Below are 25097 nucleotides of genomic sequence, written 5' to 3' on the forward strand. Positions count from 1 at the left end.
CCGGTGAGGACGTAGGACCTACGCTGACGTAACCTACGGAGACGTAAGTTGTGCTCGGCGACCGCCACCCGAGCCGTGCGCACGACGAGGAGGACGCCCGTGGACATCCCGCGCTCTGTGGAGCACGCAGCCGAGCAGGTGACGGCCGCGGTCAAGCCGCGGCTGCGGGGCTGGATCCACGCCGGCATGTTCCCCGTGGCGCTCGTCGGCGCGGTCCTGCTGCTCGTCGCCGCACCGCCCGGCACGCCGCGCACCGCGGTCGCCGTCTTCGGCGTCACGTCGATCCTGCTATTCGGCACGAGCGGCGTGTACCACCGCGGCACGTGGTCGCCGCGCGTCGCGGGCGTGCTGCGCCGGCTCGACCACTCGAACATCTACCTGATCATCGCCGGCACGTACACGCCGCTCGCGGTGCTCCTGCTGAGCCCCCGGGACGCGACGGTCCTGCTCTGGATCGTGTGGACCGGGGCGTTCGCCGGCCTGCTCATGCGGGTCCTGTGGCTCGACGCGCCGCGCTGGCTCTACACGCCGCTCTACGTGCTCCTCGGGTGCGCCGCCCTCGGCTACCTGCCGCAGTTCGCGCGCGCCGAGGCCGGCGGGGCCGCGATCGTCGCGCTCGTCGTCGGCTGCGGCGTCGCGTACATCCTGGGCGCCGTCGTGTACGCCACGAAGCGGCCGAACCCGAGCCCGCGGTGGTTCGGGTTCCACGAGGTCTTCCACGTGCTCACCGTGATCGGCTGGGCGTGCACGTTCGCCGCCGTCGCGGTCGCGATCGCGCGCACCTGAGGCCGACCGGCCCGGGCTCCCGGGACCGCCGCCCGGCGCTGCGTCAGCCGCGCGGGACGACCGCGTACCGCCGGTTCGCGAGCGACGGGTTGCGCGCTCGCACCGCGGCCAGGCCCGCACCGTCGACGTCGACCGTCCGGACGTCGGGCCGCTCGTCGAGCTCGAGCCCGACGACCCCGTCCGGCCCCACGACGAGGGAGCGACCCACGACCCCGGGGCCCGCCTGCCCGACGCCGATCACCACGGCGGTGTTCTCGATCGCGCGGGCGACGGCCAGCGCCCGCCAGTGCATCGCCTTGAGCTCCCCCGACGCCCACGCGGCGGGGACGACGAGCACGTCCGCCCCCGCGTCGACCACGCGCCGAGCCGACTCCGGGAAGCGCAGGTCGTAGCAGGTCAGGACACCGAACCGCAGGCCGGCGACGTCGAGCACGAGCGGCGGCGCGTCCGGCGGCCCGGCCTCGAGCCGGTCCGACTCCCGGGCGCCGAACGCGTCGTAGAGGTGCACCTTGCGGTACGTGCCGACGAGCTCGCCGTGCGCGTCGATCCCGACGACCGCGTTGACGGCCCGCGCCGGCCCGGCGGCACCTGAGCCCGCAGCGGCGTCGGCGTCCTCGGCCGGCGATCCCGGCAGCGTCGTGCCCGCGAGCACGGCGACGCCGGTGCGCGCCGCGCGCTCGCGCAGCGCCGTCACGAACGGTCCGGTCAGCGGCTCGGCGTGCTCGGGCCCGACGCCGCGCGGGTCGAACGCCGAGGCGTACTCCGGCAGCACCAGCAGGTCCGCACCGGCGCGGGCCGCGGTGGCGAGCGCGTCGAGCGCGACCTCCCGGGCGGCGCCACGGTCGGCGCTCACGCGCAGCTGACCGACCGTCACGCGCACGTCGGGCCGCGTCGGACGGGAACGGGCGCCGCTGCGGGCCTCGCCGCTCACGCGCCCGCGCCGCCGGGTCGTCCGTCGTGGGGGCCGTCCGCGCCGCCGGGTCGTCCGTCGTGGGGGCCGTCCGCGCCGCCGGGTCGTCCGTCGTGGGGGTCGCCCGCGCCACCCGAGCCGGAGCCGTGCGCTCCGCCCGCGCCCCCCGGTCGGGCGTCGTGCGGTCCGCCCGCACCGCCGTCGTCCACGCCGGGCCCGTCCACCGGCTCCTCGTCCCGCGCGAGCTGCGCGGCCCGGCGGTCGACGACCCGCAGGTGCCGGGTGAGCGACAGCGCGAGCAGGATCGCCGCGACCGCGACCGCGAACGTCACGAGGAAGCCGAGGACGCCCGGGGACGCCTGCTCGGACAGCGGGACCTCGAGCGGCGTCGGGCTGGGCGTCGCCGCGAGCCGCACGACCCACGCCGTCCCCGTCACCGCCGTCACGCGCCGGCCTGGTCGGTGCCGCGCACGCCCGCGAACAGGTCGTCCTCGGGCAGCCGCACGGGGACGCGCGACTCGGCGAGCTCGTACTCCTCGTACGGCCACACCTCGCGCTCGAGGTCGCGCGGCATCGCGAAGAAGAAGCCCTCGGGGTCGATCTGGGTCGCGTGCGCCCGCAGCGCGTCGTCGCGCGCACCGAAGAAGTCGGCGCACGCGATCCGCGTCGTGACCTCCCGCTCGGGGATCTCGCGCGCCGCGCGCGACTCGACCCACTCCCCGAACGGGGACTCGATCCCGCGCTCCACGAGCGCCTCGTGCGCCGCCCGGATCCGCGCCATCGAGAAGCCGTGGTTGTAGTAGAGCTTGAGCGGCGTCCACGGCTCGCCCGCGTCGCGGTAGCGCTCGGGGTCGCCCGCGGCGGCGAACGCCTCGGCGGAGACCCGGTGGCACATGATGTGGTCGGGGTGCGGGTACCCGCCGGTCGGGTCGTACGTCGTGATGACGTGCGGCCGGAAGCGGCGCACGAGCTCGACGAGCGGGCGCGCGGCGACCTCGAGCGGCTGAAGCGCGAAGCACCCCTCGGGCAGCGGGGGCAGCGGGTCGCCCTCGGGCAGCCCGGAGTCGACGAAGCCGAGCCACTCCTGGCTCACCCCGAGGGCCTTCGCGGCCGCCGCCATCTCCTCGCGCCGGATCTCGTGCATCCGGTCCGGGTCGTCGACGGGCGGGTAGCTCGGGTTGAGGACGTCGCCGCGCTCGCCGCCCGTGCAGGTCGCGACGAGGACGTCGACGCCCTCGGCCGCGTACCGCGCGGTCGTCGCCGCTCCCTTGCTCGACTCGTCGTCGGGGTGGGCGTGCACCGCCAGCAGGCGCAGCCGTTCTCCGGTCACGTGGGGCCTCCGTGGGTCGGTCACCCGTGCACGTGGCGCGCACGGGGCGAGGGACAATGATCGCGCACCTCGCCGCACGCCGGGTGCACGACGCCCGCTCGGGGCCGTCCGTACCGGACGAGCGTCCGGCAGGAGCCGCCCGCGCCGGGCCGACCGGCAGGCGTGCCCGACGACCAGGAGCGGACCACGTGACGCAGCAGGACGCAGTCGCACCGGCGGACCGGTACGGACGCCGGACCTCGGTGTCGCGCCGCACCTGGGTCGTCGTGTCGGTCGCCGCCGCCGTGGTCGTCGTCGCGGTGCTCGCATGGATCATGTCGGGCCTGCAGCGCGACCCCGTGCGCTGGCAGGACCACGGGTTCCGCGTCGAGCCGGACCGCGTCGTCATGACGTTCGAGGTCACCAAGGACCCGGGGGCGACGGTCGAGTGCCGGCTGCTCGCGCTCAACCAGGCGGCCGCCGAGGTCGGCTTCCGCACCGTGACCGTCGGGCCGGCGCGCACGAGCGTCGTGCGGCTCACCGAGACCCTCGCGACCGCCGAGCTCGCGGTCACCGGGACGGTCGAGACCTGCGTCGTGGTCCCCGACGCCTGAGGCGCCCACCGGGCCGCCCGCACGGCGCTCGACCCCGCGCCCACCCCCGCCCTCACCCGCGCACGTGCACCATCCGGACACCCGTCTTGCTATCCTTGTCGATTCATACGCCGCCCAGGGTCAGCGCGACCCTCCGGTCGACGCGACCGGCAGGCAGCTGGCAGGGCAGGCTCACCGCACACGTGCACGTCCCTCGTACCCGCACGTGCGCACCAGACGAAGATGGCAAGGAAGGAGCGACCGTGACCGAGACGTCGCAGCCCACGTGGCTGACGCAGGAGGCGCACGACCGGCTCAAGACCGAGCTCGCACGCCTCGAGGGTGAGGGTCGTGCCGAGATCACCGCGCGCATCGCCGCCGCACGCGACGAGGGCGACCTCAAGGAGAACGGCGGCTACCACGCCGCGCGCGAGGAGCAGGCGAAGCAGGAGGCGCGCATCCGCGAGCTCAAGCAGAAGCTGCGGAACGTGCAGATCGGCACGCCGCCGGACGACGGCGTCGTCGAGCCGGGCATGGTCGTGACCGCGCTCGTCGCCGGCGACGAGATGGTGTTCCTGCTGGGCTCGCGCGAGATCGCCGGCTCCGCGGACATCGAGGTCTTCTCCCCGACGTCCCCGCTGGGCGCCGCGATCAACGGGCGCGCGGTGGGCGACACGGTCGCCTACGAGGCTCCGAACGGTCGCGAGATCGCGGTCGAGATCAAGGCCGCGCACCCCTTCGCGGGCTGACGCACGGCAGCCGGCTCACGGGCCGCGCAGCACCCGGGACGACGCCGTCCCACCACGCACGGGCGAGGCCCCGCGGACCCACGTCCGCGGTGCCTCGCCCGTCGGCGTCAGTGGTCCGCGAGCCGGAAGCCGCGGGCCCGCAGGTGCGCGAGCACCTCGCCGCAGTGCTCGGGCCCCTTGGTCTCGACCTGCACCTCGATCTCGACCTCGTCGATCGCGAGGTCCACGGACGTGCGCACGTGGCTCACGTGCACCACGTTCCCGCCCGTGGCGGCGAGCTCGGAGAGGAGGCCCGCGAGGGTCCCGGGCGAGTCGTCGATCCGCACGCGCAGCTGCAGGTACCGCCCCGCGGACGCGAGGCCGTGCCGCACGACGCGCAGCAGGACGAGCGGGTCGATGTTGCCGCCCGAGAGGATCGCGACGACCGGCCCCTCGAACGCGCCCGGCGCGGCCATGACCGCCGCGACACCGGCCGCACCGGACGGCTCGACGAGGAGCTTCGCGCGCTCGGCGACGAGCAGCAGCGCGCGTGAGAGGTCCTCCTCCGTCACGGTCCGGATCTCGCAGCCGTGCTCGCGGAGCACGTCGAACGGCACCCGGCCGGGGGTGCCGACCGCGATGCCGTCGGCCATCGTGCGCAGGTCCGTCATCGGCACCGGGTGCCCGGCGGCGAGCGACGCGGGGTACGCGGCGGCGCGAGCCGCCTGCACGCCGACGACCCGCACGTCGGGGCGCGCGGCGGCGACGGCCGCGACCACGCCGGCGGCCAGGCCGCCGCCTCCGACGGAGACGACGATCGTGCGGACGTCGGGCACCTGCTCGAGGATCTCGAGCGCCACAGTGCCCTGGCCGGCGACGACGTCCTCGTGGTCGAACGGGTGGATGAGCACGCGACCCGTGCGGGTGCACTCCTCGCGGGCGGCGACGAGCGCGTCGTCGACCGACGTCCCGGCGAGCACCACCCGGGCGCCGTACTCACGCGTCGCGGCGACCTTGGGCAGCGCGGCGTCGGCGGGCATGAAGACGAGCGCGTCGATCCCGAGCAGGCGCGCCGCGAGCGCGACGCCCTGCGCGTGGTTGCCCGCGCTCGCCGCGACGACGCCGCGCGCCCGTTCCTCCGCGGACAGCCGCGCCATCCGCACGTACGCGCCGCGGACCTTGAACGAGCCCGCGCGCTGCAGGTTCTCGCACTTGAGCCACACGTCGGTGCCCGCGACGCGGCTCAGCGCACGGCTGTAGTCGACGGGCGTGCGGGTCGCGACGCCCTCGAGCAGCGCGGCGGCGGACCGGACGTCCTCGAGGCCGACCCCGCCCACGACGTCGAGAGCGCTCATGCCTCACCGGTCAGGCGGCTCGTCCCCGGGCCGCTGCGGTCGACCTCGCTGGGCGCGACGACCGCCGCCGAGTCGGCCTCGTCCGGCTCCTCGGGTGCGGTCGGTTCACCGCGGACGATGGCGTGGTCGTCGTCACCGAGCCCGGGGAACTTGTCGTGCCCGTGCAGGTACAGGACCACGGTGTTGATGACCGCGACGATCGGGACGGCGAACAGCGCGCCGACGATGCCGGCGGCGAGCGACCCCGCGGCCACCGCGAGCAGGACGGCGACGGGGTGCAGCGAGACCGCGTGGCCCATGAGCAGCGGCTGGAGGACGTGCCCCTCGATCTGCTGCACGAGCAGCACGACGCCGACCATGATCAGCGCGACGACCGGGCCGTGCGCGACGAGCGCCACGAGGACCGCGACCGAGCCGCTCACGAGCGCGCCGACGATCGGGATGAACGAGCCGAGGAAGACCAGCGTGGCGAGCGGCAGCGCGAGCGGGACCTGGAGGATCAGGGCGCCGAGGCCGATGCCGGTCGCGTCGACGAGGGCGACCAGGATCTGCGTGCGCGTGTAGCCGCCGAGGGTCACGACCCCGCGCCGCCCGGCCTGGTGGATGCGGTCGCGCGAGCCGACGGGCATGAGCCCGACGAACCACGCCCACACCTGCCGGCCGTCGAGCAGGAAGAAGAACGTGCAGAACAGCGTGATGAGCGCGCCCGCGACGACGTGGCCCAGCGTCGTGCCGACCGACAGGGCCCCCGAGACCAGGGACGAGGCGTTGTCGCTGACCTGGGCCTGCGCCTGGTCGATGTACTCGTCGATCTGGTCGGTGCTCAGGTCGAGCGGACCCGCCGACAGCCACCGGGCGAGCTCACGGAAGCCCTCCTGCGCCTGGTCGCTGAGCTCCGCGAAGCCGTTGACGATCGAGCGCCCCGCGAGCGTCAGCAGGCCGGAGACGAGCGCGAGCAGCCCGAGGACCGCGGTCCCGGACGCCAGCCCGCGGGAGAAGCGCGCCCGGCGCTGCAGGAACCGCACGAACGGCGCGAGCAGCACGGTCAGCAGCACCGCGATCGCGACCGAGACGACGAGCACCTTGAAGTACCCGATGACCCAGAGCAGCAGCGCGAGCGCGGCCGCGATCAGGATGATCCGCCACGACCACGCCGCGGCGGCCTGGACGGACGGCGGGACGGCCGAGCGCACGTCGGGCTGCGAGGGGCGCGGGTGCGGGTGCGTGGCGCCCGTGCCGGGTTCCTTCGCGGTCGACACGGGGACGGCGGGGCGGGTCGTGGTCATCGCAGCGCCCTCTCGAGGTCGGCGAGCAGGTCGGCGACGTCCTCGATGCCGACCGAGAGACGGACGAGGTCGTCCGGGACCTCGAGCACGGTCCCGAGCACCGAGCCGTGCGTCATCTTCCCGGGGTGCTCGATGAGCGACTCGACGCCGCCGAGCGACTCCGCGAGCGTGAACACGCGCGTGCGGCCGCACACGTCGAGCGCGGACTGCTCGCTGCCCGTGCGGAACGCGACCATGCCGCCGAACCCGCTCATCTGGCGTGCGGCGACCTCGTGGTCGGGGTGGCTCGTGAGGCCGGGGTAGATCACCTGCGTGACCCGGGGGTGCGTCGTGAGGAACTCGGCGATCGCCACGGCGTTGGCCTGGTGGCGGTCCATGCGCACCGCGAGGGTCCGCAGGCCGCGCAGCGTGAGCCACGAGTCGAACGGGCCGGCGACGGCGCCCGACGCGTTCTGGTGGAAGCCCACCGCGTCCGCGAGCGCGGTCGTCCCGGTGGTCCCGACGAGCCCGACGGGCAGCTGCGCGCCGTCCGCGACGACGACCGCGCCCCCGACGACGTCGCTGTGCCCGCCGATGTACTTCGTGGTCGAGTGCACGACCGCGTCGGCGCCGAGCGCGAGCGGCTGCTGCAGGTAGGGGGTCGCGAACGTGTTGTCGACGACGAGCAGCGCACCCGCGGACCGGGCGTGCGCCGCGAGCGCCGCGATGTCGGCGATCCCGAGCAGCGGGTTCGTGGGCGTCTCGGCCCAGACGACCTTGGTGCGCCCGGGCTGGATCGCCGCGAGCACCGCGTCCGGGTCGCTGAGGTTCACCGGCGTGTGCTCGACGCCCCACGGGCCGAGGACGCGCGCGAACAGGCGGTACGTGCCGCCGTACGCGTCGTCGGGCACCACGACGTGGTCACCGGGACGCAGGACCGCACGCAGCAGGGTGTCCTCCGCCGCGAGGCCCGACGCGAACGCGAAGCCGGCCGCGCCGCCCTCGGCCGCCCGCAGGGCCTCCTCGAGCGCCGCACGCGTCGGGTTGCCCGAGCGCGAGTACTCGTAGCCGCCGCGCAGCCCGCCGACGCCGTCCTGCTTGTAGGTGGACACCTGGTAGATCGGCGGGACGACGGCACCGGTGGCGGCGTCGGGGTCCTGGCCAGCGTGGATGGCCCTCGTCGCGAACCCGGCGGTGGCCCAGTCGTGGTCGAGGTCGGAGGTGGGGAACGGGTCGGTCGTCACGGTCTCAGGCTAGGCCGTGCACCGGGTCCGCACGCGGTGGACGCGCTCCGGGGCGACGCGCGCGGGACGGGGCGACGGACGGTGCGCGGGGCGGGACGCGGGGCGGGAACAGACGCACCCCGCCGGACCGTTGTGCCTGGCGACGCACGGTGCACCCGCACCCAGCAGGCGCCGGCGCGTCGACCCGACGAGAGGTGGACCCCCTGTGAGCTGGCTGTTCGGATCGGCCCTCAAGTCCCAGATGGTGACGCCGGAGCGTGCGCTGCCCGGCCGCGACGACTACCCCTACTCCGTCCCCGCGACGCACGCGGTGCTCGGCACCCCGCTGCGCGGCCCGTGGCCCGAGGGCACGCAGGTGATCTACCTCGCGCTCGGCTGCTTTTGGGGAGCCGAGAAGGAGATGTGGAACCTGCCCGGCGTCGTGACGACCGCCGCGGGCTACCAGGGCGGCATCACGCCGTTCCCGACGTACGAGGAGACGTGCACCGGCCTGACCGGGCACACCGAGACCGTCCTCGTCGCGTACGACCCCGCGGTGCTGCCCACCACGGAGCTGCTGCGCACGTTCTGGACGCTGCACGACCCGACCCAGGGCTACCGCCAGGGCAACGACGTCGGCACCCAGTACCGCTCGGCGGTCTTCACGACGACCCCGGAGCAGGCGGAGGCCGCGGCGACGACCCGCGCGCTGTACGAGCCGGAGCTGCGGCGCAACGGCTACGGCGAGATCACCACGGAGGTCCGCCCGGTCGACGGCGAGGGCGGCGCCGGGACGTTCTACTACGCCGAGGACTACCACCAGCAGTACCTGCACAAGGTGCCGAACGGGTACTGCCCGGTGCACTCGACCGGGGTCGCGTGCCCGGTCCCGTGACGACGGCCTGAGCCGGCGACGACGGCCCGGTCCCCCCGAGGGCCGGGCCGTCGTGCGTCCGGGCGGCGGGTGCGGGCTCCGGGCTCCGGGCTCCGGGCTCCGGGCTCAGCCCAGCGCGTCGAGGTACACCCAGGCGCCGCGGTCGCGCACGAACCGGCTGACCTCGTGCAGCGACCCGGCGCCGTCGACCGAGCGGTAGAACGCCCGGAACTCGACGGTCCCGTGCGTGTCGCCGGGCCCCCCGCCGGTCGACCCGAGCACGTCGAGCCGGTACCAGCGCGTGCCGTCGTCGAGGTCGAGCGTGGGCGGGCGCCCGCTCGCGTGCCAGGTCCGGCGCACGTACTCCGCGTCGCGCACCGCGTAGGCGCTGTACCGCGAGCGCATGAGCTGCTCGGCGGTCGACGCGGCCCGCTCGCCGCGGTGCAGCGGACCGCAGCACTCGTCGTACGTCAGGCCGCTCAGGCACGGGCAGCGGGTCGGCACGGGCTCAGCCCCCGTCGGCGGCGAGCGCGTCGTCGGCGGGCAGGTCGTCGGCGGGCAGGTCGTCCGCCGGCTCGTCGTCGTCCGCGGCTCCGTCCTGCGGCGCGGCGTCGGGCGCCGCGGCCGCGGCCCTGGCGTCCGAGTGCCCGAGCGGCTTGTCGGGGGCGACGCGGTCGCGCACGAGCTGCTTGAGCACCGTGATCTCGGGGAAGCCGCGGCGCTCGGACCGGTCCCAGAGCATCTCCCCGTCGACCTCGACCGTGAACACCCCGCCCGTCGCGGGCCGCAGCGCGACCTCGCCGAGCTCGCGGTGGAACGTCGTGAGCAGCTCCTGCGCGAACCACGCGGCACGCAGCAGCCACCGGCACTGCGTGCAGTAGGTGATCGTCACGCGCGGGAGGGCGGCGTCCGTGCTCATGGCGCCAGTCTCGCGCACGCTTGCGATGATCGGGGCATGGCGACGACGGAGACCCTGCGGAACTGGTCCGGCAACTACACGTTCCAGGCGGCCGAGGTGCACCGGCCGGAGACGGTCGAGCAGGTGCAGGAGGTGGTGGCGGCGGCGCGCGGCGGCGAGGCCGGCCGGGTGCGGGCCATCGGCACACGGCACTGCTTCCAGGACCTCGCCGACACGACCGGCGGGCTCGTGTCGCTCGAGCGGCTCGAGCCGACGATCGAGCTCGACGAGGCGGCACGGACGGTGACGGTCTCGGGCGGGACGCGGTACGGGACGCTCGCCGAGCACCTGCACGCGCGGGGCTGGGCGCTGCACAACCTGGCCTCGCTCCCCCACATCTCGGTCGCGGGCGCGGTCGCGACGGCGACCCACGGCTCGGGCGACACGTCGGCGAACCTCGCGACGGCGGTCGTCGGGCTCGAGCTCGTCGGCGCCGACGGGGAGCTGCGGACCCTGACCAGGGCGGACGCCGACTTCCCGGGTGCGGTCGTGTCGCTCGGGGCGCTCGGCGTCGTCGTGCGGCTCACGCTCGAGGTGGAGCCCACCTACGACGTCGCGCAGGAGGTGCACACCGGGCTGCCGTGGGACGCCGCGCTCGCGAACCTCGACGCGGTCACGTCGTCGGCGGACAGCGTGAGCCTGTTCGTGGACTGGACCGGGGACGCCGTGCAGCAGGTGTGGCGCAAGAGCCGCGTGGTCCCGGGCGAGCGGCACGAGCTGCGCACGGAGCTGTTCGGGGCGGCGCCCTCGCCGGTCAAGCTGCACCCGCTGCCCGGGATCGACCCGGTCAACTGCACCGACCAGCTCGGCGTCCCGGGCCCGTGGCACGACCGGCTGCCGCACTTCCGGCTCCGGTACACCCCGAGCAACGGCGACGAGCTGCAGTCGGAGTATCTCGTGCCGCGTGAGCACGCCGTCGGCGCGATCGGGGCGCTGCGCGGGCTGAGCGACCGCATCGCCCCGCTGCTGCAGGTCTCCGAGATCCGCACGATCGGCGCGGACGACCTGTGGCTGTCGACCGCGCACGGCGGGCCGCGCATCGGCCTGCACTTCACGTGGCTCCAGCGGCAGGCCGAGGTCGAGGCGCTGCTGCCGGCGATCGAGGAGGCGCTCGCGCCGTTCGAGGCGCGGCCGCACTGGGGCAAGATCTTCGCCGACACCGGCCGTGACCTCGCGCGCCTCTACCCGCGGATGGACCACTTCCGGGCGCTCGTCGCGCGCAGCGACCCGGGCGGGGTGTTCCGCGGGCCGTTCCTCGAGCGGCACGTCCTGCTCGGCTGAGCCTGCGACCCGCCGGGCGCACGAGAGGGGCCGCGACACCGAGGTGTCGCGGCCCCTCTCTCGGACGGGTGTCAGTTGACGCCGACGACGTCCACAACGAAGACGAGCGTGTCGCCGCCCTTGATGCCGGCCTGCGGCACGCCGCGGTCGCCGTAACCCTGGTGCGGCGGGATCGAGAGCAGCACGCGCGAGCCGATCTGCTGCCCGACGAGCCCCTCGTCCCACCCGGCGATGACGGCGCCGACGCCGATCGGGAAGTTGATCGACGAGCCCCGGTCGTACGAGTTGTCGAACACGTGCCCGTTCCACGTCTGGCCGAGGTAGTGCACGACGAGGTCGTCGCCCGCCTCGACGAGAGCGCCGTCGCCACGGCTGAGCACCTGGACCTCGAGCTCGGCGGGTGCCGGGCCCTCGGGGAACGTCAGCGTGGGCTTCTCGCCGAACGAGCCCGAGGCCTGGGGCAGCTGTGCGGTCATGGGTGGATCTCCTCGCCTTGATGTCGGTACGCGACCCATCCTCGCCGCTCGCCCCCGCGTCGTGCGCGCCGGGGACGTCTGGTGGACGGGGTGAAGCCTCGACGCCGCGAGCTCACGGCCGTGCGCTCCGTCGACCCGCTCAGGGTCCGCGAAGCCGTCGCAGCGCACCGCACCGGCACCCGGGCGACGCGTCAAGGTCGCCCTCGCACCGGCCGATGGACCCGGTATGAGCACGCCCCTCCCCGGTCTCGCCGTGTCGAGCACCGCGCCGGCACTCGACACGACCTGGCTCGACTGGGCAGGACGCGCTGGCGCGCTCGACGAGCTCGGCCTCGCGATCCGGCTGCTCGCGACGGCACCGGTCGCCGCCGACCGAGAAGCGGTCGCGGTCGCGCGCGCCCGGCTGCTGCTGCTCACGGGCGACCTCGACGGTGCTCGCGCGCAGCTCGCGTCCGTCGGGGTGACGAGCGCCGGGCCGGAGGGGCCCCGCAGCTGGCCCGAGGCGGTGCTCGTGACGGTGCAGGCCGCCGCCGGGCACGCCCCCTCCCTGCACGCTCTCCTCACGCTGCGTGGTCGGGCGGGTGATGCTCAGGGTGCCGTCGCGGTCGGGTACCTCCTCGCAGCGGCCGCGCAGCACTCCGGGAACCTTGAGCTGGCCGGGGACGCGTGGCACGACCTCGCGATCCGCCACGGCGTCGTCACGCCGCTCACGGTCGGCCACCTCGCCGCCCGTGAGGTGCACCGACGCGACCCGCTCGACTCTGGCACCGCGATCCAGGTCGTGTGGACGCAGCGCGAGAACCTGGCGACGCTCGAGCCCGACGCCGCGGTCGACCCCGGCCCGGTGCTCCTCGCGGTCGCCGACCTCCGTTCCCTCGACGACGACGAGGGAGCGCGACTGCTGCTCGAGGCGGTCACCCGCAGCCAGCGCCCGCAGCCAGCGCTGACCGAGGCGCTGGCCGAGGTGACCCCCGCGCGGGCGATGCGGCGCCACACGGTCCTCGTGGTCGCTGCCTGGACGTTCAGCCTGCTCCTGGTGCCGCTCGGCGCGATCGGGATGCTCCTGGCGACCGGTGCGAGCCGGCTGTGGACGACCTACGTGCCGCTGCCCGGTCTGGGCCGGGTGGACAGCCAGGTGCTGCGCGGCCTGCGCGGGCTTCGCTTCGACGCGGGCACAGGAGCCGTCGAGCACGAGAGCGCGAGCCCGACGGGGTGGTACGGCCTCGCCGGGATCGCGGGCTTCGCGGCCGGGCTCGCGGCGGCGCTCACCGGCGCGGACGCGCTGACGCAAGCCCTCGGCCCCAGCACGTCGCGCGACGTCGTCGTCTGGCTCACCGCGATCGTCGGCCTCCCGGTCCTGGCCGTGCTCGCCGCGCGGGCCGGGCACCGCCGGCTCAAGGTCCGCGCGCGCCGACGCGCCGGAGCGGCCCGCATACGGGACGTCGTCGCGACGGCGGACCGGTGTCGCTGCTGGAGCGACGTGAGCCTCGTGGGCGAGCTGGCCGAGGCGTACCTCGAGCGTCACCTGCGGGCGTGGCCCGACGCCGAAGGTCCCGTCGAGGTCGCTCGACGCCTGGGCACGGACGCGCGGCTCGGCTGGTGCCCCACGACCGGCACACCCTGGCTCGGTGGACCGATCGGGCGTGGCGGCTCGTACGTCGCCCTGCGGGGGACGGTCCCGGCAGTCCCCGTGCCCGCACCTCCGAGCGCGCCCGACCGGGCGCCCCGGTCCGGCTTCTACCTCTGAGGCGAGCGAGCCGCACCGCACGTCGGTCGCGGCGTCAGCGCACCCCGGACCGCGCGTTCAGCCACTGCAGCTGGCGCGCGAGCTGGTACCCCTCGCCGCCCTCGTGGTTGTTGTACCCGTAGACCTCGATCTGCTTGTCGGTGACCCCGGCGCGCTCGCCGTACCAGTTGTAGGCGGCGTACACGGTCGACGGCGGGCAGACCGTGTCCATGAGCGCGACCGAGAACAGCGTCGGGGCGCTCGCGCGGCGGCCGAGGTGCACGCCGTCGAGGTAGGACAGCGTGCGGAACACCTGCTCCTCGGCGCCCCGGTGCACCGCGAGGTAGTTGGTGATCTCGCCGTACGGGTCGGAGCCGGTGATCTGCACGGCGCGCCGGAAGTGGCACAGGAACGGCACGTCCGGCATCACCGCGAGCAGGCCGTCGACCAGCCCCGCGACGCCCAGGGCGAGCCCGCCGCCCTGGCTCGCGCCCGCGACGGTGACGCGCTCGGGGTCGACGAACGGCAGCGACCGGGCGGCCTCGACCGCGCGGACCCCGTCGGCGACGACGCGGCGGTAGTAGTGGTCCGCGGGGTCGAGAATCCCGCGGGTCATGAACCCGGGGACGGCCGGGCCCGAGCCGACGGGGTCGGGCGTGTGCCCGCCGTTGCCCCACTTGCTGCCCTGCCCGCGCGTGTCCATGAGCAGGTAGGCGTAGCCGGCGGCGGCCCACTGCAGCCGCTCGTGCGCGAACCCGCGCCCGCCCCCGTACCCGATGAACTGCACGACCGCCGGGAGCGGGCCCTCGGCGCCCGCCGGCCGCGAGAGCCAGCCTTTGACGGGGTGCCCGCCGAAGCCCGCGAACGTGACCTCCGAGGTCTCGATGAGCGTCAGCCCTGCGTCGACCGGCGTGACCTCGACGGCGAGGTCGTGCGTGCGGGTCTCGGCGAGGGTCGCCGCCCAGAACGCGTCGAGGTCGGTCGGCTCGTCGAGCTCGGGGCGGTAGGTCTCGAGCTCGGCGAGCGGCAGGTCGAACAGGGGCATCGTCGCTCCTCGGGGGTGTGCGCCAGGGCGCGTCGTCCGGCGGTCGGGCCGGCGGGGCGAGCCCGCGGCGGCCGGGCAGCAGCGTGTCACACGACGGCGCCCACCCGGCGCAGGCGACCGACGGGTCGCCGGCCCGGGCGGGCGGGCGGCGTGCGTGTGTGTGTGTGAGCGACGGGGCGACCGACGGCCGCGGACGGCTCAGCGCGCGAGGAACCCCAGCAGGTCGTGCCGCGTGAGCACGCCCACGGGCTGCCCGTCGTCGACGACCATGAGCGCGTCGGCCGCCTGCAGGGCCTTGCGGGCGTCCTCCACGCCCTCGCCCGAGCCGATCAGCGGCAAGGGCGACGCCATGTGCCGGTCGACGCGGTCCGCGAGCGTCGCCGCCCCGGAGAACACCGCGTCGAGCAGCCCGCGCTCGCTGACGGACCCGGCGACCTCGCCGATCTTGACGGGCGGCTCGGCGCCGACGACCGGCATCTGCGAGACGCCGTACTCGTGCAGGATCGAGATCGCGTCGCGGACCGTCTCGTTCGGGTGGGTGTGCACGAGCGCGGGCAGCTCGCCGCCCTTGCTGCGCAGCACGTCCGCGACCGTCGCGCCCTGCTCGGAGGACAGGAACCCGTACGAGCGCATCCACGAGTCGTTGAAGATCTTCGACAGGTACCCGCGCCCGCCGTCGGGCAGCAGCACGACGATCACGGCCTTCGCCGCCGCCTCGGGGTCCTCGTCCTGCAGCCGGCGCGCGAGCCGGAGCGCCGCGACGACGGCCATGCCGCACGAGCCGCCGACGAGCAGACCCTCCTCGCGGGCGAGGCGCCGGGTCATCGCGAACGAGTCGGCGTCGGAGACCGCGATGATCTCGTCGGGCACGGACGGGTCGTACGCGGTCGGCCAGAAGTCCTCCCCGACGCCCTCGACGAGGTAGGGCCGCCCGTCGCCGCCCGAGTACACCGAGCCCGCAGGGTCGGCGCCGACGATGCGCACCCGTCCGCCGTCCTCGGGCGCGCGGTCGGCGGAGGCCTCCTTGAGGAACCGCCCGGTGCCGCTGATCGTGCCGCCCGTACCGACGCCGAGCACCGCGTGCGTGACGCGCCCGTCGGTGTCGGCCCAGATCTCGGGGCCCGTCGACTCGTAGTGGCTCAGCGGGCCGTTCTGGTTGGCGTACTGGTTCGGCTTCCAGGCGCCCTCGATCTCGAGCGTCAGCCGGTCCGAGACCGAGTAGTAGGAGTCCGGGTGGTCCGGCGCGACCGCCGTCGGGGTCACGACCACCTCGGCGCCGTACGCGCGCAGCACGTCGCGCTTGTCCTGCGAGACCTTGTCGGGGCACACGAACACGCAGCGGTAGCCCTTGCGCTGGGCGACGAGCGCGAGCCCGACGCCCGTGTTCCCGCTCGTCGGCTCGACGATCGTCCCGCCCGGACGCAGCTCGCCGCTCGCCTCCGCGGCCTCGACCATCTTGAGCGCGATGCGGTCCTTCACGGACCCGCCGGGGTTGAGGTACTCGACCTTCGCGAGGACCGTCGCGGCGAGGCCGTCGGTCACCGAGGAGAGCTTCACGAGCGGGGTGTGCCCGACGAGCTCGGAGATGTGCTGCGCGTACTTCACGGCGGGGTGCTCCGGGAGGTGGGAAGGGGCGCGCGCGACGGTCGGCCGCGAGGCGCGGGAAGGGCGCGGGTGGTCGCCTCACGCAACGACCGCCCGGAGCGATCATCGCATCCGGGCGGTCGGTCCTGCAGTCAGCGGGTGCGTCCGCGGGGGTGAGCCGCGGGCACCGAGGTCAGTCGCCCCGCAGGATCGCGAGGAGACGCAGCAGCTCGAGGTAGAGCCAGACGAGCGTGACAATCAGGCCGAACGCCGCGGCCCACGCGAACTTCGCGGGGACGCCCTGCTCGACGCCGCGCTTGATCGAGTCGAAGTCCATGATGAGCGACATCGCCGCGAGGCCCACGGCCACGAGGCCGACGACCACGCCGAGGACGCCGCCGCGCAGCGGGCCGAACATCTCGCTCGGGAACACGAACGACAGCACCAGGTTCAGCACCGAGAACGCGAGGTACCCGACCATCCCGATGATCAGGAAGCGCGTGAACTTCGGGGTCACGCGGACCTTGCCCGAGCGGAACAGCACGAGCGCGCTCGCGAAGACCGCGACGGTCGCGAGCACGGCCTGCGGGACGAGCCCGCCGCCGAACGCGTCCTCGTAGAACTTGCTGATGCCACCGACGAACACGCCCTCGGCGACCGCGTACGCCGCGATGAGGACCGGGCTCGGGTTGCGCCGGAACGCGTTCACGAGGCCGAGCACGAGCCCGACGACCATGCCGATGATCCACAGGCCCGGCGCGAACGCGTACGTCGCCGCCGCGACGACGACGAGCAGCGCGAGCAGCCCGCCGGTCTTGACGATGACGTCGTCGTAGGTCATCCGGCCGGTCTGCGCGGTCGTCGCCGCCGGCGCCTGGTACATCGAGTCGAGGCTCGCGGCGTCGATGGTCTGCGCCCCCGCGGCGCCGTAGCCGGCGGCCTGTCCGGGCTGGACCGCGGTCCCGCCACGCTGACGACCACGCTTGCGCGGGTCGCCGAATATGTCGCTGTTGTTGAAGACGGGGTTGCTCACGGCTTCCTCCTGGTCGCTGGCGGCCGGTTCTACCGTACGCAACGCTCGCGCGGTCGGCATCGTTCCCGCGTCTCCCGGGGTATCTCTCCCCCACTTCTCGGGGGTGGTCTCAGGGTCACCCCAGGGTCCGTTGGGGGGTTGTCCTCCTTACGGCGTATCCCCAGGGCGGAGAAGGATGAGACTCAAGGACGTTCCGGGGCACCACCGCCCCGGCCTACGTTCGAGGAGTCCACCCACCCCCTGCTGCTCTCACGAGGACGTCACATGATCGAGGCACACGGCCTGACCAAGCGGTACGGGCCGAAGACCGCCGTGGACGGCATCAGCTTCACCGTCCAGCCCGGGAAGGTGACCGGCTTCCTCGGCCCCAACGGCGCCGGGAAGTCGACGACGATGCGGATGATCGTCGGGCTCGACCGCCCGACGCAGGGCACCGTCACCGTGAACGGCAAGCCCTACGCCCAGCACCGCTCGCCCCTCGTCGAGGTCGGCGCGCTGCTCGAGGCGAAGGCCGTCCACACGGGCCGCTCGGCCGCGAACCACCTGGCGGCGCTCGGTGCGACCCACGGCATCGGCAAGGCCCGCGTGCAGGAGGTCATCGAGATGACCGGCCTGCAGACCGTCGCCAAGAAGCGGGTCGGCGGCTTCTCGCTCGGCATGGGCCAGCGGCTCGGCATCGCGTCGGCGCTGCTCGGCGACCCGCGCACGCTCATCCTCGACGAGCCCGTCAACGGCCTCGACCCCGAGGGCGTGCTCTGGGTCCGCAACCTCGTGCGCTACCTCGCGTCCGAGGGCCGCACGGTGTTCCTCTCCTCGCACCTCATGAGCGAGATGGCCCTCACCGCCGACCACCTCCTCGTCATCGGGCGCGGCCAGATCATCGCCGACGCACCCGTCCAGGACGTCATCGCCCGTGCCACGAGCACGACGGTGCGCGTCCGCAGCCCGCACGCGACCCAGCTCGTCGAGCTGCTGCGCAGCGCCGACGTCATCGTCACGACGACGGAGCCGGGCCTGCTCGAGATCACCGGCGCGTCGGCCGAGGTCATCGGCGAGACCGCCGCCACGAATCGGCTCGTGCTGCACGAGCTCACCCCCCTGAGCGGCTCGCTCGAGGACGCCTACATGCAGCTCACCGCCGACCAGGTCGAGTACCACTCGGTCGCGGCCGGCGCGTCCACCGTCAGCGCAGCAGCCCAGGAGCAGGCCCGATGAGCACCCTGACCAAGCCGACGAGCGCCGCCCCGACCGCGCCGCCGCGCGCCGTCCGCGCCCACCTGTCGTTCCCGCACCTGGTGCGGTCCGAGTGGATCAAGCTCTGGACCGTCCGGTCCACCTACTGGATCCTGCCGCTGACGGTCCTCGCGTTCGTCGGCATCAGCTTCCTCGTCGCCTTCTTCTCGACGCAGGACGACGCGCAGGCCAACGGTGCCCCGCCCATGGACGCCAGCTTCCTGCTGACGCCGGGCGTGTACTTCGGCCAGCTCGCGATCGTGGTGCTCGCGGTGCTGACCATCACGGGCGAGTACTCGACCGGGATGATCCGCTCGACGTTCGCCGCCGCACCCGCGCGGCTGCCCGTGCTGACCGCCAAGCTGCTCGTGGTCCTCGTCGTGTCGTTCCTCACCGGCGCGGTCGCGACGGCCCTGACGTGGCTCGTGACCCGGCCGGTGCTGGGCGACGAGCACGCGATCGACCTCGGCTCCGCCGAGACGCAGCGCATCCTGCTCGGCGCGCCGCTGTACCTCACGGCCATCGCGCTGTTCGCGTTCGCGCTCGGCGCGCTGCTCCGGCACTCCGCGGCGGCCCTGGCCACGGTCCTCGGGCTGCTGCTCGTCATCGAGACGGTGTTCTCGGCGATCCCGACGGACTTCTTCCGCAACACCGCGCCGTTCCTCCCCGGCACCGCCGGGCAGCGTCTCACGGCGTCGCAGCAGTTCATGGACATGACGGCGCAGATGTCGGACGCGCCGCAGCTCACCCCGTGGCAGGGCTTCGGGGTCCTCCTGGCGTGGGGCGTGGTCATCCTCGTCGCCGCCGCGGTGCTCGTGCGTCGGAGGGACGCCTGAGCGAACCCGCGCCGTGGGCGCCGCACCGGGAGGAGGGTCCCGGGGCGGCGCCCGCCGGCGTGCCGCTGCTGCTCGACGAGCTCGACGCGCGGCCCGTCGGCCCGGTGCGGCGGTGGCTGCGCCGGAACCCCGTCGCGACGGACTGCCTCGTCGCGGCGTTCTTCGCCGTCCCCGCGTTCGCGGGCGCCTCCGCGCACTGGCCCTCGGCTCCCGCGCTGCTCCTCGCGCTCGCGGGGACGGGCGCGGTGCTCGTGCGTCGGCGGGTGCCGCTGTGGTCGGCGGGTGCCGTGACCGCCCTGGGGCTCGCGTCGGTCGCTCTGCACGGCGGGCTCAACGGCTTCGACGTCGGGCTCGGTCTCGCGCTGTACGCCGTCGCGACGCAGCGCACGCCGCGCCAGGCGTGGGTCGCGGTCGTCGTGCCGACCCTGCTGCTGAGCGCGGCGACGCTCCTGTGGGCGCCCCCGCCGACGCACGGCGTCGAGATCACCGGGCTCGCGCTGGTCGTGCTCGTCGGCACCGCCACCGGGGTCGGGGTCCGCAACCGCCGGCTGCACGGCCGGGCGATCGTCGAGCGCGGGCACGCCCTGGCCCGGGAGGCCGAGCAGCGCGCACAGCTCGCGACCGCCGAGGAGCGGGCCCGGATCGCGCGCGAGATGCACGACGTCGTCGCGCACAGCCTCTCCGTCATGATCGCGCTCGCCGACGGGGCCGCGGCGGCCGTCCCCCGCTCACCCGCGAGCGCGCAGGCGGCCATCACGCAGGTCTCCGAGACCGGGCGTGCCGCGCTCACGGACATGCGGCGCGTGCTGGGCGTGCTGCGCGACGACGACGCGTCGTACGGCCCGCCGCCGGGCGGCACGGACCTCGCCGCGCTCGTGGAGGGCTACCGTCGTGCCGGGCTGCCCGTGCACCTGACCGTGTCGGGCGCCGCCCTGCCGAACGACACGGGCCTGCAGCTCGCGGTCTACCGGATCGTGCAGGAGGCGCTCACGAACGCGCTGCGCCACACGCGCGGCTCGGGGCACGTCGAGGCGCGCGTCACCCGCACGGACGGGACGGTCGAGATCGAGGTCACGGACGACGGCGGCGTCGCGCACCCGGGCGGGCCACCGCCCACCCCGGGCAGCGGTCGCGGCATCATCGGGATGCGCGAGCGCGCCGCCATCTACGGCGGGACCGTCGAGGCGGGCCCGTCGGGCGCGGGCTGGCGGGTCCGCACGGCACTGCACTGGGACGAGGAGAGCACGTGAGCGACGGTCGTACGGACGGCACCCCGACGAGCCCGGGGCGCACGCGCGTCCTGCTCGCGGACGACCAGGCGCTGCTGCGCATGGGCTTCCGGCTCGTGCTCGAGGCGGAGGACGACCTCGAGGTCGTCGGCGAGGCCGGGGACGGGCTCGAGGCGGTGCGGCTGACGGCACAGCTGACCCCCGACGTCGTCCTCATGGACGTGCGCATGCCGGGCCTCAACGGCATCGAGGCGACCGAGCGGGTCGTGGCCTCGGGTGCCTGCACGCGCGTGCTGATCCTCACGACGTTCGACCTCGACGAGTACGCGTTCGCGGCGCTGCGGGCAGGGGCCAGCGGCTTCATGCTCAAGGACGCGCGCCCGGCCGAGCTCGTCTCGGCGATCCGCGCCGTCGCGACCGGCGACGCGGTGGTCTCGCCGCGCATCACGCGCCGCATGCTCGAGATGTTCTCCGACGCGCTGCCCGCCGCGGGACAGCAGCCGCCCGAGCCCCACCCGGCGCACGCGCTGCTCGCGCAGCTCACGGCGCGCGAGGCCGAGGTGCTCGGGGCGGTCGCCGAGGGGCTCTCGAACAACGAGATCGCGCTGCGCCTCTACCTCTCCGAGGCGACGGTCAAGACGCACGTCGGCCGGATCCTCGCGAAGCTCGGCGTGCGCGACCGCGTGCAGGCGGTCGTGCTCGCCTACGAGTCGGGGCTCGTCGGGCGCTGAGCCGGTCGCGCGCACCGCAGGTCGCGCGCCGGGCAGGCCGCGCGTCGTACCGGGCCGCGCAGCTCGGGGCGGCGGTCGCGCGGCTCGGGGCCGCGGCCGCACAGGTCGAGCGCCTAGGCTCGCCCGTGCCGACGGCCCCGCACCCGCCGCGGCAGAGACGAGGAACCCGCATGCCCGACGCCCCCACGCCCGCAGCCCCCGCGACCCGCGCCCGCCCGGCGCCGGTGCGCGCCGCGGTGCTGCGGACCGAGCGCGTCGCCGAGCAGCTGGTCCGGGTGGTCCTCGGCGGGCCGGGCATGCGGGTCGTCGACGCGCCGACGCACGCCGACTCCTACGTCAAGGTCGTGTTCGTGCCGCCGGCCGCGCTCGCCGCAATGACCGAGCGGCCCGACGGCCGGGTCGACCTCGACGCCCTGCGGGCCTCGCTCCCTGCCGACCAGCAGCCCCGCGTGCGCGCCTACACGGTGCGGGCCTTCGACGCGGCCTCGGCCGAGCTCACGATCGACGTCGTCGTGCACGGCGACGAGGGGGTCGCCGGTCCGTGGGCCGCGTCCGCCCGGCCCGGCGACGAGGTCCTGCTCCTCGGGCCCGGCGGCGCGTACAGCCCCGACCCGGCGGCCGACCGCTACCTGCTCGTCGGCGACGCGAGCGCCCTCCCCGCGGTCGCCGTGGTGCTCGAGCGGCTCGCCGCCGAGTGCCCCGACGCGGTCGGTGACGCGATCCTCGAGGTGCACGGCCCGGGCGACGAGCTCCCGCTGACCGCACCCGCCGGCGTCCGGCTCCGGTGGGTGCACCAGGGCTCGGGCGTCGTCGGGCTGCGCCTCGTCGAGGCGGTGCGCGACCTCGCGTGGCCGGACGGCCGGGTCGACGCGTTCGTGCACGGCGAGGCGGGCACCGTGAAGGAGCTCCGTCACCATCTGCGGGCCGAGCGCGGGCTCCCGCGCACGGGCCTGTCGATCTCGGGGTACTGGCGCCTCGGCGCCGCCGACGAAGACTGGCGCGCGACCAAGAAGGACTGGGCGCGGTCGATCGAGGAGGCCGAGCAGGCCGCGGGTCTCGACTGAGCCCGAGCGGCCGCGGCCGGCCCGGCGCCCGGCCAGGCCCTGGGCACCGGCGCGCAGCGCACCGGCCGGCCACCGACGCGGCCCGTCGTGCGTGCCTCCGGGTGATCCGGCGTCACCGCAGGCCCAGGCGCCTGACAGCGCACCACCCGCTCCCCTACGGTGCTCCTGGCGCTCCCGCACGGACGCGTCGTCGCGTCGTGGGAAAGGGCCGTCGTGCGTTACCTGCCGTACCTGCTCGAGCTGGCACTGCTCGTCTACTGCCTGATCGACTGCATCCAGACCGACTCGGCGCTCGTGCGCAACCTGCCCAAGCCGCTGTGGATCCTGCTCATCGTCGTCGTGCCGATCGTGGGCGCGATCGCGTGGCTCGTCGCCGGGCGCCCCGAGCGCAGCGCCCGGTCCCGCCACGTCCCGTGGCCGAGCACCGCGACCGCCGGCTTCCCCGAGTACGAGCGGCCGCGCCCGGTCGCTCCGGACGACGACCCGGAGTTCCTCGCGAGCGTGCGGAGGTCCGACGAGAAGCACGAGCGCATGCTGCGCGACTGGGAGGCGGACCTGCGGGCGCGTGAGCAGCGCTTCGACGACACCCCGCCGTCCGCGGACCCGGGCCACCCGGACGCGCCGCCCGCACGACCGTGAGCACGGCGACGGCCGTGACCAGCCTCGGAAGGACCCCGTGAGCGAGCCGCAGGACCCCACGAACGAGGACGCCGGCGAGCGATCGACGGGTGAGCCGCGCTGGCTGACGCCCTCCGAGCGCGGCGCGTGGCTCGCGCTCTCGGCCATGACGATCACGCTGCCGGGCGCGCTCGACGCCCAGCTCCAGCGCGACGCGGGGCTGTCGTTCTACGAGTACATGGTGCTCGCGATGCTCTCCGAGCAGCCCGACCGGACGCTCCGGATGAGCCAGCTGGCACAGCTGACCAACGGCTCGCTCTCCCGCCTCTCGCACGTCGCCAAGCGGCTCGAGCGGGCCGGCTTCATCCGCCGGGAGCGCTCGACGGTCGACGCCCGCGCGACGAACGCGACCCTGACGGACGAGGGGTTCGCCAAGATCGTCGGGAGCGCGCCCGGCCACGTCGAGGAGGCCCGCCGGCTCGTCATCGACGCCCTGACCCCGGACCAGCTCGAGCAGCTGCGCGCGATCGGCGCCGCCGTGATGAGCCGCGTCGACCCCGGGTCGACGTTCCCGTCGGAGCCGGCCCCGGACGCGTCCGCGCGCTGAGGGCCGCGCCGGGCGGTCGCACGTCGGCCCGCCGGCTCGCTCGCAGCGCGCGCGCCGACCGTGACGGTCAGGCAGCGTCCCTCGCGGCGGTGAGCCAGGCGCGCGGGGAGCAGCCGAGCACCTGGGTGAACGCCCGCGAGAACGACGGCGGGCTCGCGTACCCGAGCTCCGCGGCGACGGCCGCGACCGAGGCACCCGCGCGGAGCCGGTCCTGCGCGACGGTGAGCCGCCAGCGCGTCAGGTACTCGGCGGGCGGCTGCCCGACCGTCTCGCGGAACCGCGCGGCGAACGCGCTGCGCGACATGGTCGCCTCGCGCGCCATCGTCGCGAGCGTCCAGGGCCCACCCGGGGTCTCGTGCACGGCGACGAGCGTACGGGCGAGGCGCTCGTCGGCCAGCCCGGGCAGGAGGCCCGCGGGCAGCGCGAGCTCGCCGGTGTGGTCGAGCAGCCAGCGGAATAGCTGCACCAGGACGACCTCGAACAGCCGGTCCGCGACGACGCGGCTGCCGCAGCGCACGGCGTCGACCTCGGCGAACAGCAGGTCCAGCGCGGTGCCGAGCCCCGGGACCGCGTCGAGCGGGATCACCAGCACGGGCGGCAGGGTCCGGACGAGCGGGTGCGTCTCGCCGCCGTCGAAGTCGAGCGTCGCGCACGCGAAGTCGGCCCCCTCGGTGGGCGCCGTGCGGAAGGCGTGCTCGAGGGGCCGGGGGTAGAGCAGCAGGCTCGGGCGGTCGACGTGCACGGTCTCGAGCCGCCCGCCGGGTCCCTGGTGCGTCAGGTCCATCTCGCCGTCGCGCAGCACGTGCAGGAACCCGCGACCCGGCTGGGCGGCGAACGTCGTGACGCCGCACAGCGGGCCCGCGTGGAACAGCCGCGTCCGCACGCGGAAGCGTTCGAGCAGAGGCGAGAGCCGGTCGAGGGGAGGCACAGGTCCAGTCTCTCAGACGATCCGGTACGTATCGCGGAGCATCTGTGGCTTTTCGTCCTGGCGGGGGCGGCAACCTGGGAGCACGTCGCCACCCGGACCGGGCAGCGGCACCCGCACCCATGACCCAGGAGAAGACCATGTCGCACGTCCCCCTCGTCACCCGCGAGTCCGCGACCGGCACCGTCCGCGCCCAGCTCGACGAGATCTACGACGCCTTCGGCACCGTGCCCACGATGTTCCGGGCCGTCGCGCAGTCCCCCGCCGCGCTCACCAGCCTGTGGGGCTCGTTCGGGGCGCTCGCGGGCGGCACGCTCGGCGCGGCCGTCGGCGAGCAGATCGCGGTCGCCGTCGCGAACCGCAACGCGTGCGAGTACTGCCTCGCCGCGCACACCGCGCTCGGCCGCAAGGCCGGCGTGACGCGCGAGGAGCTGGCCGCCGCGCAGGACGGCGACTCCGACGACCCCCGCACCGCGGCGCTGCTGCGCTTCGCGCTCACGGTCGTGGACCTGCGCGGTCAGGTCACCGCCGAGGACGTCCAGGCCGTCCGCGACCAGGGCTGGGGCGACGAGCAGGTCGTCGAGGTCCTCGCGCACGTCGCGCTCAACCTGTTCACGAACTACGTGAACATCGCGCTCGCCGTGCCCGTCGACTTCCCCGTGGTCGGGCTGCGCCGCGCGGGCTGACCCGGTCGCGGGCGCCGGGCAG

General features: G+C 75.0%; 27 protein-coding genes. 14 read left to right on the top strand and 13 right to left on the bottom strand.

The window, feature by feature from the left end:
* Window positions 1-99 precede the first annotated feature (99 nt).
* Window positions 100-786 carry a PAQR family membrane homeostasis protein TrhA gene (trhA, locus tag NXY84_RS15860; RefSeq protein ID WP_258724013.1) on the top strand — a complete coding sequence of 229 codons (687 nt, stop codon included), beginning with the start codon at window positions 100-102 and terminating at the stop codon, window positions 784-786.
* Between the two features lie 43 nt (window positions 787-829).
* On the opposite strand, the gene NXY84_RS15865 is transcribed toward trhA, so the two are convergent.
* From NXY84_RS15865 to mca, 3 genes are read right to left on the bottom strand one after another with little or no spacing between them, the layout of a single operon-like run.
* On the bottom strand, window positions 830-1717 hold the full coding sequence (locus NXY84_RS15865; RefSeq protein ID WP_309485004.1) for a nitrilase-related carbon-nitrogen hydrolase: 888 nt from the start codon (window positions 1715-1717) through the stop codon (window positions 830-832).
* Window positions 1714-2142 carry a hypothetical protein gene (locus NXY84_RS15870; protein WP_258724015.1) on the bottom strand — a complete coding sequence of 143 codons (429 nt, stop codon included), beginning with the start codon at window positions 2140-2142 and terminating at the stop codon, window positions 1714-1716. The genes NXY84_RS15865 and NXY84_RS15870 overlap by 4 nt, the downstream gene beginning before the upstream one ends.
* Window positions 2139-3026 carry a mycothiol conjugate amidase Mca gene (mca, locus tag NXY84_RS15875; RefSeq protein ID WP_258724016.1) on the bottom strand — a complete coding sequence of 296 codons (888 nt, stop codon included), beginning with the start codon at window positions 3024-3026 and terminating at the stop codon, window positions 2139-2141. The genes NXY84_RS15870 and mca overlap by 4 nt, the downstream gene beginning before the upstream one ends.
* Window positions 3027-3214: 188 nt before the next feature.
* Here mca and NXY84_RS15880 point away from each other — a divergent pair, with 188 nt between their 5' ends.
* Complete coding sequence (locus NXY84_RS15880) at window positions 3215-3619, top strand: DUF4307 domain-containing protein (RefSeq protein ID WP_258724017.1); 405 nt, start codon at window positions 3215-3217, stop codon at window positions 3617-3619.
* Between the two features lie 242 nt (window positions 3620-3861).
* Entirely contained in the window at window positions 3862-4347 is a 486-nt protein-coding gene (gene greA, locus NXY84_RS15885) for a transcription elongation factor GreA (protein ID WP_258724018.1), read from the top strand.
* Window positions 4348-4454: 107 nt separating this feature from the next.
* On the opposite strand, the gene ilvA is transcribed toward greA, so the two are convergent.
* The 3 genes from ilvA to NXY84_RS15900 are packed head-to-tail and all read right to left on the bottom strand — an operon-like array spanning window position 4455 to window position 8190.
* A complete protein-coding gene (ilvA, locus tag NXY84_RS15890) occupies window positions 4455-5681 on the bottom strand; it encodes a threonine ammonia-lyase (protein ID WP_258724019.1) in 1227 nt (408 codons plus the stop codon).
* The gene (locus NXY84_RS15895) at window positions 5678-6967 is read right to left on the bottom strand and encodes an AI-2E family transporter (protein WP_258724020.1); all 1290 of its coding nucleotides are present in this window, start codon (window positions 6965-6967) and stop codon (window positions 5678-5680) included. The genes ilvA and NXY84_RS15895 overlap by 4 nt, the downstream gene beginning before the upstream one ends.
* A complete protein-coding gene (locus NXY84_RS15900; protein ID WP_258724021.1) occupies window positions 6964-8190 on the bottom strand; it encodes a cystathionine gamma-synthase in 1227 nt (408 codons plus the stop codon). The genes NXY84_RS15895 and NXY84_RS15900 overlap by 4 nt, the downstream gene beginning before the upstream one ends.
* A 241-nt stretch (window positions 8191-8431) precedes the next feature.
* Here NXY84_RS15900 and msrA point away from each other — a divergent pair, with 241 nt between their 5' ends.
* On the top strand, window positions 8432-9064 hold the full coding sequence (msrA, locus tag NXY84_RS15905) for a peptide-methionine (S)-S-oxide reductase MsrA (RefSeq protein ID WP_258727245.1): 633 nt from the start codon (window positions 8432-8434) through the stop codon (window positions 9062-9064).
* A gap of 105 nt (window positions 9065-9169) precedes the next feature.
* On the opposite strand, the gene NXY84_RS15910 is transcribed toward msrA, so the two are convergent.
* Both NXY84_RS15910 and NXY84_RS15915 read right to left on the bottom strand, forming a co-directional pair.
* Window positions 9170-9547: a YchJ family protein gene (locus NXY84_RS15910; protein WP_258724022.1), complete on the bottom strand. Its 378-nt coding sequence runs from the start codon at window positions 9545-9547 to the stop codon at window positions 9170-9172.
* Window positions 9548-9551: 4 nt separating this feature from the next.
* Window positions 9552-9962 carry a SelT/SelW/SelH family protein gene (locus NXY84_RS15915; RefSeq protein WP_258724023.1) on the bottom strand — a complete coding sequence of 137 codons (411 nt, stop codon included), beginning with the start codon at window positions 9960-9962 and terminating at the stop codon, window positions 9552-9554.
* A 36-nt stretch (window positions 9963-9998) separates the two neighbouring features.
* Here NXY84_RS15915 and NXY84_RS15920 point away from each other — a divergent pair, with 36 nt between their 5' ends.
* Window positions 9999-11282 carry an FAD-binding protein gene (locus tag NXY84_RS15920; protein ID WP_258724024.1) on the top strand — a complete coding sequence of 428 codons (1284 nt, stop codon included), beginning with the start codon at window positions 9999-10001 and terminating at the stop codon, window positions 11280-11282.
* Between the two features lie 71 nt (window positions 11283-11353).
* Here NXY84_RS15920 and NXY84_RS15925 read toward each other — a convergent pair whose 3' ends face one another.
* Window positions 11354-11758 carry an FKBP-type peptidyl-prolyl cis-trans isomerase gene (locus NXY84_RS15925; protein WP_034632015.1) on the bottom strand — a complete coding sequence of 135 codons (405 nt, stop codon included), beginning with the start codon at window positions 11756-11758 and terminating at the stop codon, window positions 11354-11356.
* A gap of 226 nt (window positions 11759-11984) precedes the next feature.
* On the opposite strand from NXY84_RS15925, the gene NXY84_RS15930 reads away from it, so the two are divergent.
* Entirely contained in the window at window positions 11985-13505 is a 1521-nt protein-coding gene (locus NXY84_RS15930) for a hypothetical protein (protein ID WP_258724025.1), read from the top strand.
* Between the two features lie 34 nt (window positions 13506-13539).
* Here NXY84_RS15930 and NXY84_RS15935 read toward each other — a convergent pair whose 3' ends face one another.
* From NXY84_RS15935 to NXY84_RS15945, 3 genes are all read right to left on the bottom strand, one after another.
* Window positions 13540-14529: an acetylxylan esterase gene (locus NXY84_RS15935; protein ID WP_258724026.1), complete on the bottom strand. Its 990-nt coding sequence runs from the start codon at window positions 14527-14529 to the stop codon at window positions 13540-13542.
* A gap of 198 nt (window positions 14530-14727) precedes the next feature.
* Entirely contained in the window at window positions 14728-16134 is a 1407-nt protein-coding gene (locus NXY84_RS15940) for a cystathionine beta-synthase (protein WP_258724027.1), read from the bottom strand.
* Window positions 16135-16306: 172 nt separating this feature from the next.
* Window positions 16307-17146 carry a Bax inhibitor-1/YccA family protein gene (locus tag NXY84_RS15945; protein ID WP_258724028.1) on the bottom strand — a complete coding sequence of 280 codons (840 nt, stop codon included), beginning with the start codon at window positions 17144-17146 and terminating at the stop codon, window positions 16307-16309.
* Window positions 17147-17410: 264 nt separating this feature from the next.
* Between NXY84_RS15945 and NXY84_RS15950 the strand changes: the two genes are divergently transcribed.
* The 7 genes from NXY84_RS15950 to NXY84_RS15980 all read left to right on the top strand — a co-directional run bounded on the left by NXY84_RS15950 (window position 17411) and on the right by NXY84_RS15980 (window position 23464).
* Window positions 17411-18361, top strand: coding sequence for an ABC transporter ATP-binding protein (locus tag NXY84_RS15950; protein WP_258724029.1), 951 nt, complete (start codon window positions 17411-17413; stop codon window positions 18359-18361).
* On the top strand, window positions 18358-19215 hold the full coding sequence (locus NXY84_RS15955) for an ABC transporter permease subunit (RefSeq protein WP_258724030.1): 858 nt from the start codon (window positions 18358-18360) through the stop codon (window positions 19213-19215). Before NXY84_RS15950 ends, NXY84_RS15955 begins: the two co-directional genes overlap by 4 nt.
* Before the next feature lie 59 nt (window positions 19216-19274).
* On the top strand, window positions 19275-20465 hold the full coding sequence (locus NXY84_RS15960) for a sensor histidine kinase (protein ID WP_258724031.1): 1191 nt from the start codon (window positions 19275-19277) through the stop codon (window positions 20463-20465).
* Between the two features lie 80 nt (window positions 20466-20545).
* Window positions 20546-21175 (top strand): response regulator, encoded by a 630-nt coding sequence (locus NXY84_RS15965; protein ID WP_396126403.1) that lies wholly within the window; start codon window positions 20546-20548, stop codon window positions 21173-21175.
* 170 nt (window positions 21176-21345) lie between these two features.
* Window positions 21346-22239, top strand: coding sequence for a siderophore-interacting protein (locus tag NXY84_RS15970; protein ID WP_258724033.1), 894 nt, complete (start codon window positions 21346-21348; stop codon window positions 22237-22239).
* Window positions 22240-22452: 213 nt separating this feature from the next.
* Window positions 22453-22878 (top strand): PLD nuclease N-terminal domain-containing protein, encoded by a 426-nt coding sequence (locus NXY84_RS15975; RefSeq protein ID WP_258724034.1) that lies wholly within the window; start codon window positions 22453-22455, stop codon window positions 22876-22878.
* A gap of 37 nt (window positions 22879-22915) precedes the next feature.
* Entirely contained in the window at window positions 22916-23464 is a 549-nt protein-coding gene (locus NXY84_RS15980) for a MarR family winged helix-turn-helix transcriptional regulator (protein WP_258724035.1), read from the top strand.
* A gap of 67 nt (window positions 23465-23531) precedes the next feature.
* Here the strand turns inward: NXY84_RS15980 and NXY84_RS15985 are convergent, their stop codons facing one another.
* Window positions 23532-24392: an AraC family transcriptional regulator gene (locus NXY84_RS15985; RefSeq protein WP_258724036.1), complete on the bottom strand. Its 861-nt coding sequence runs from the start codon at window positions 24390-24392 to the stop codon at window positions 23532-23534.
* Between the two features lie 137 nt (window positions 24393-24529).
* Here NXY84_RS15985 and NXY84_RS15990 point away from each other — a divergent pair, with 137 nt between their 5' ends.
* A complete protein-coding gene (locus tag NXY84_RS15990; protein ID WP_258724037.1) occupies window positions 24530-25075 on the top strand; it encodes a carboxymuconolactone decarboxylase family protein in 546 nt (181 codons plus the stop codon).
* Window positions 25076-25097: the final 22 nt, after the last annotated feature.

The sequence above is a fragment of the Cellulomonas sp. NS3 genome (assembly GCF_024757985.1).
Lineage (GTDB): Bacteria > Actinomycetota > Actinomycetes > Actinomycetales > Cellulomonadaceae > Cellulomonas_A.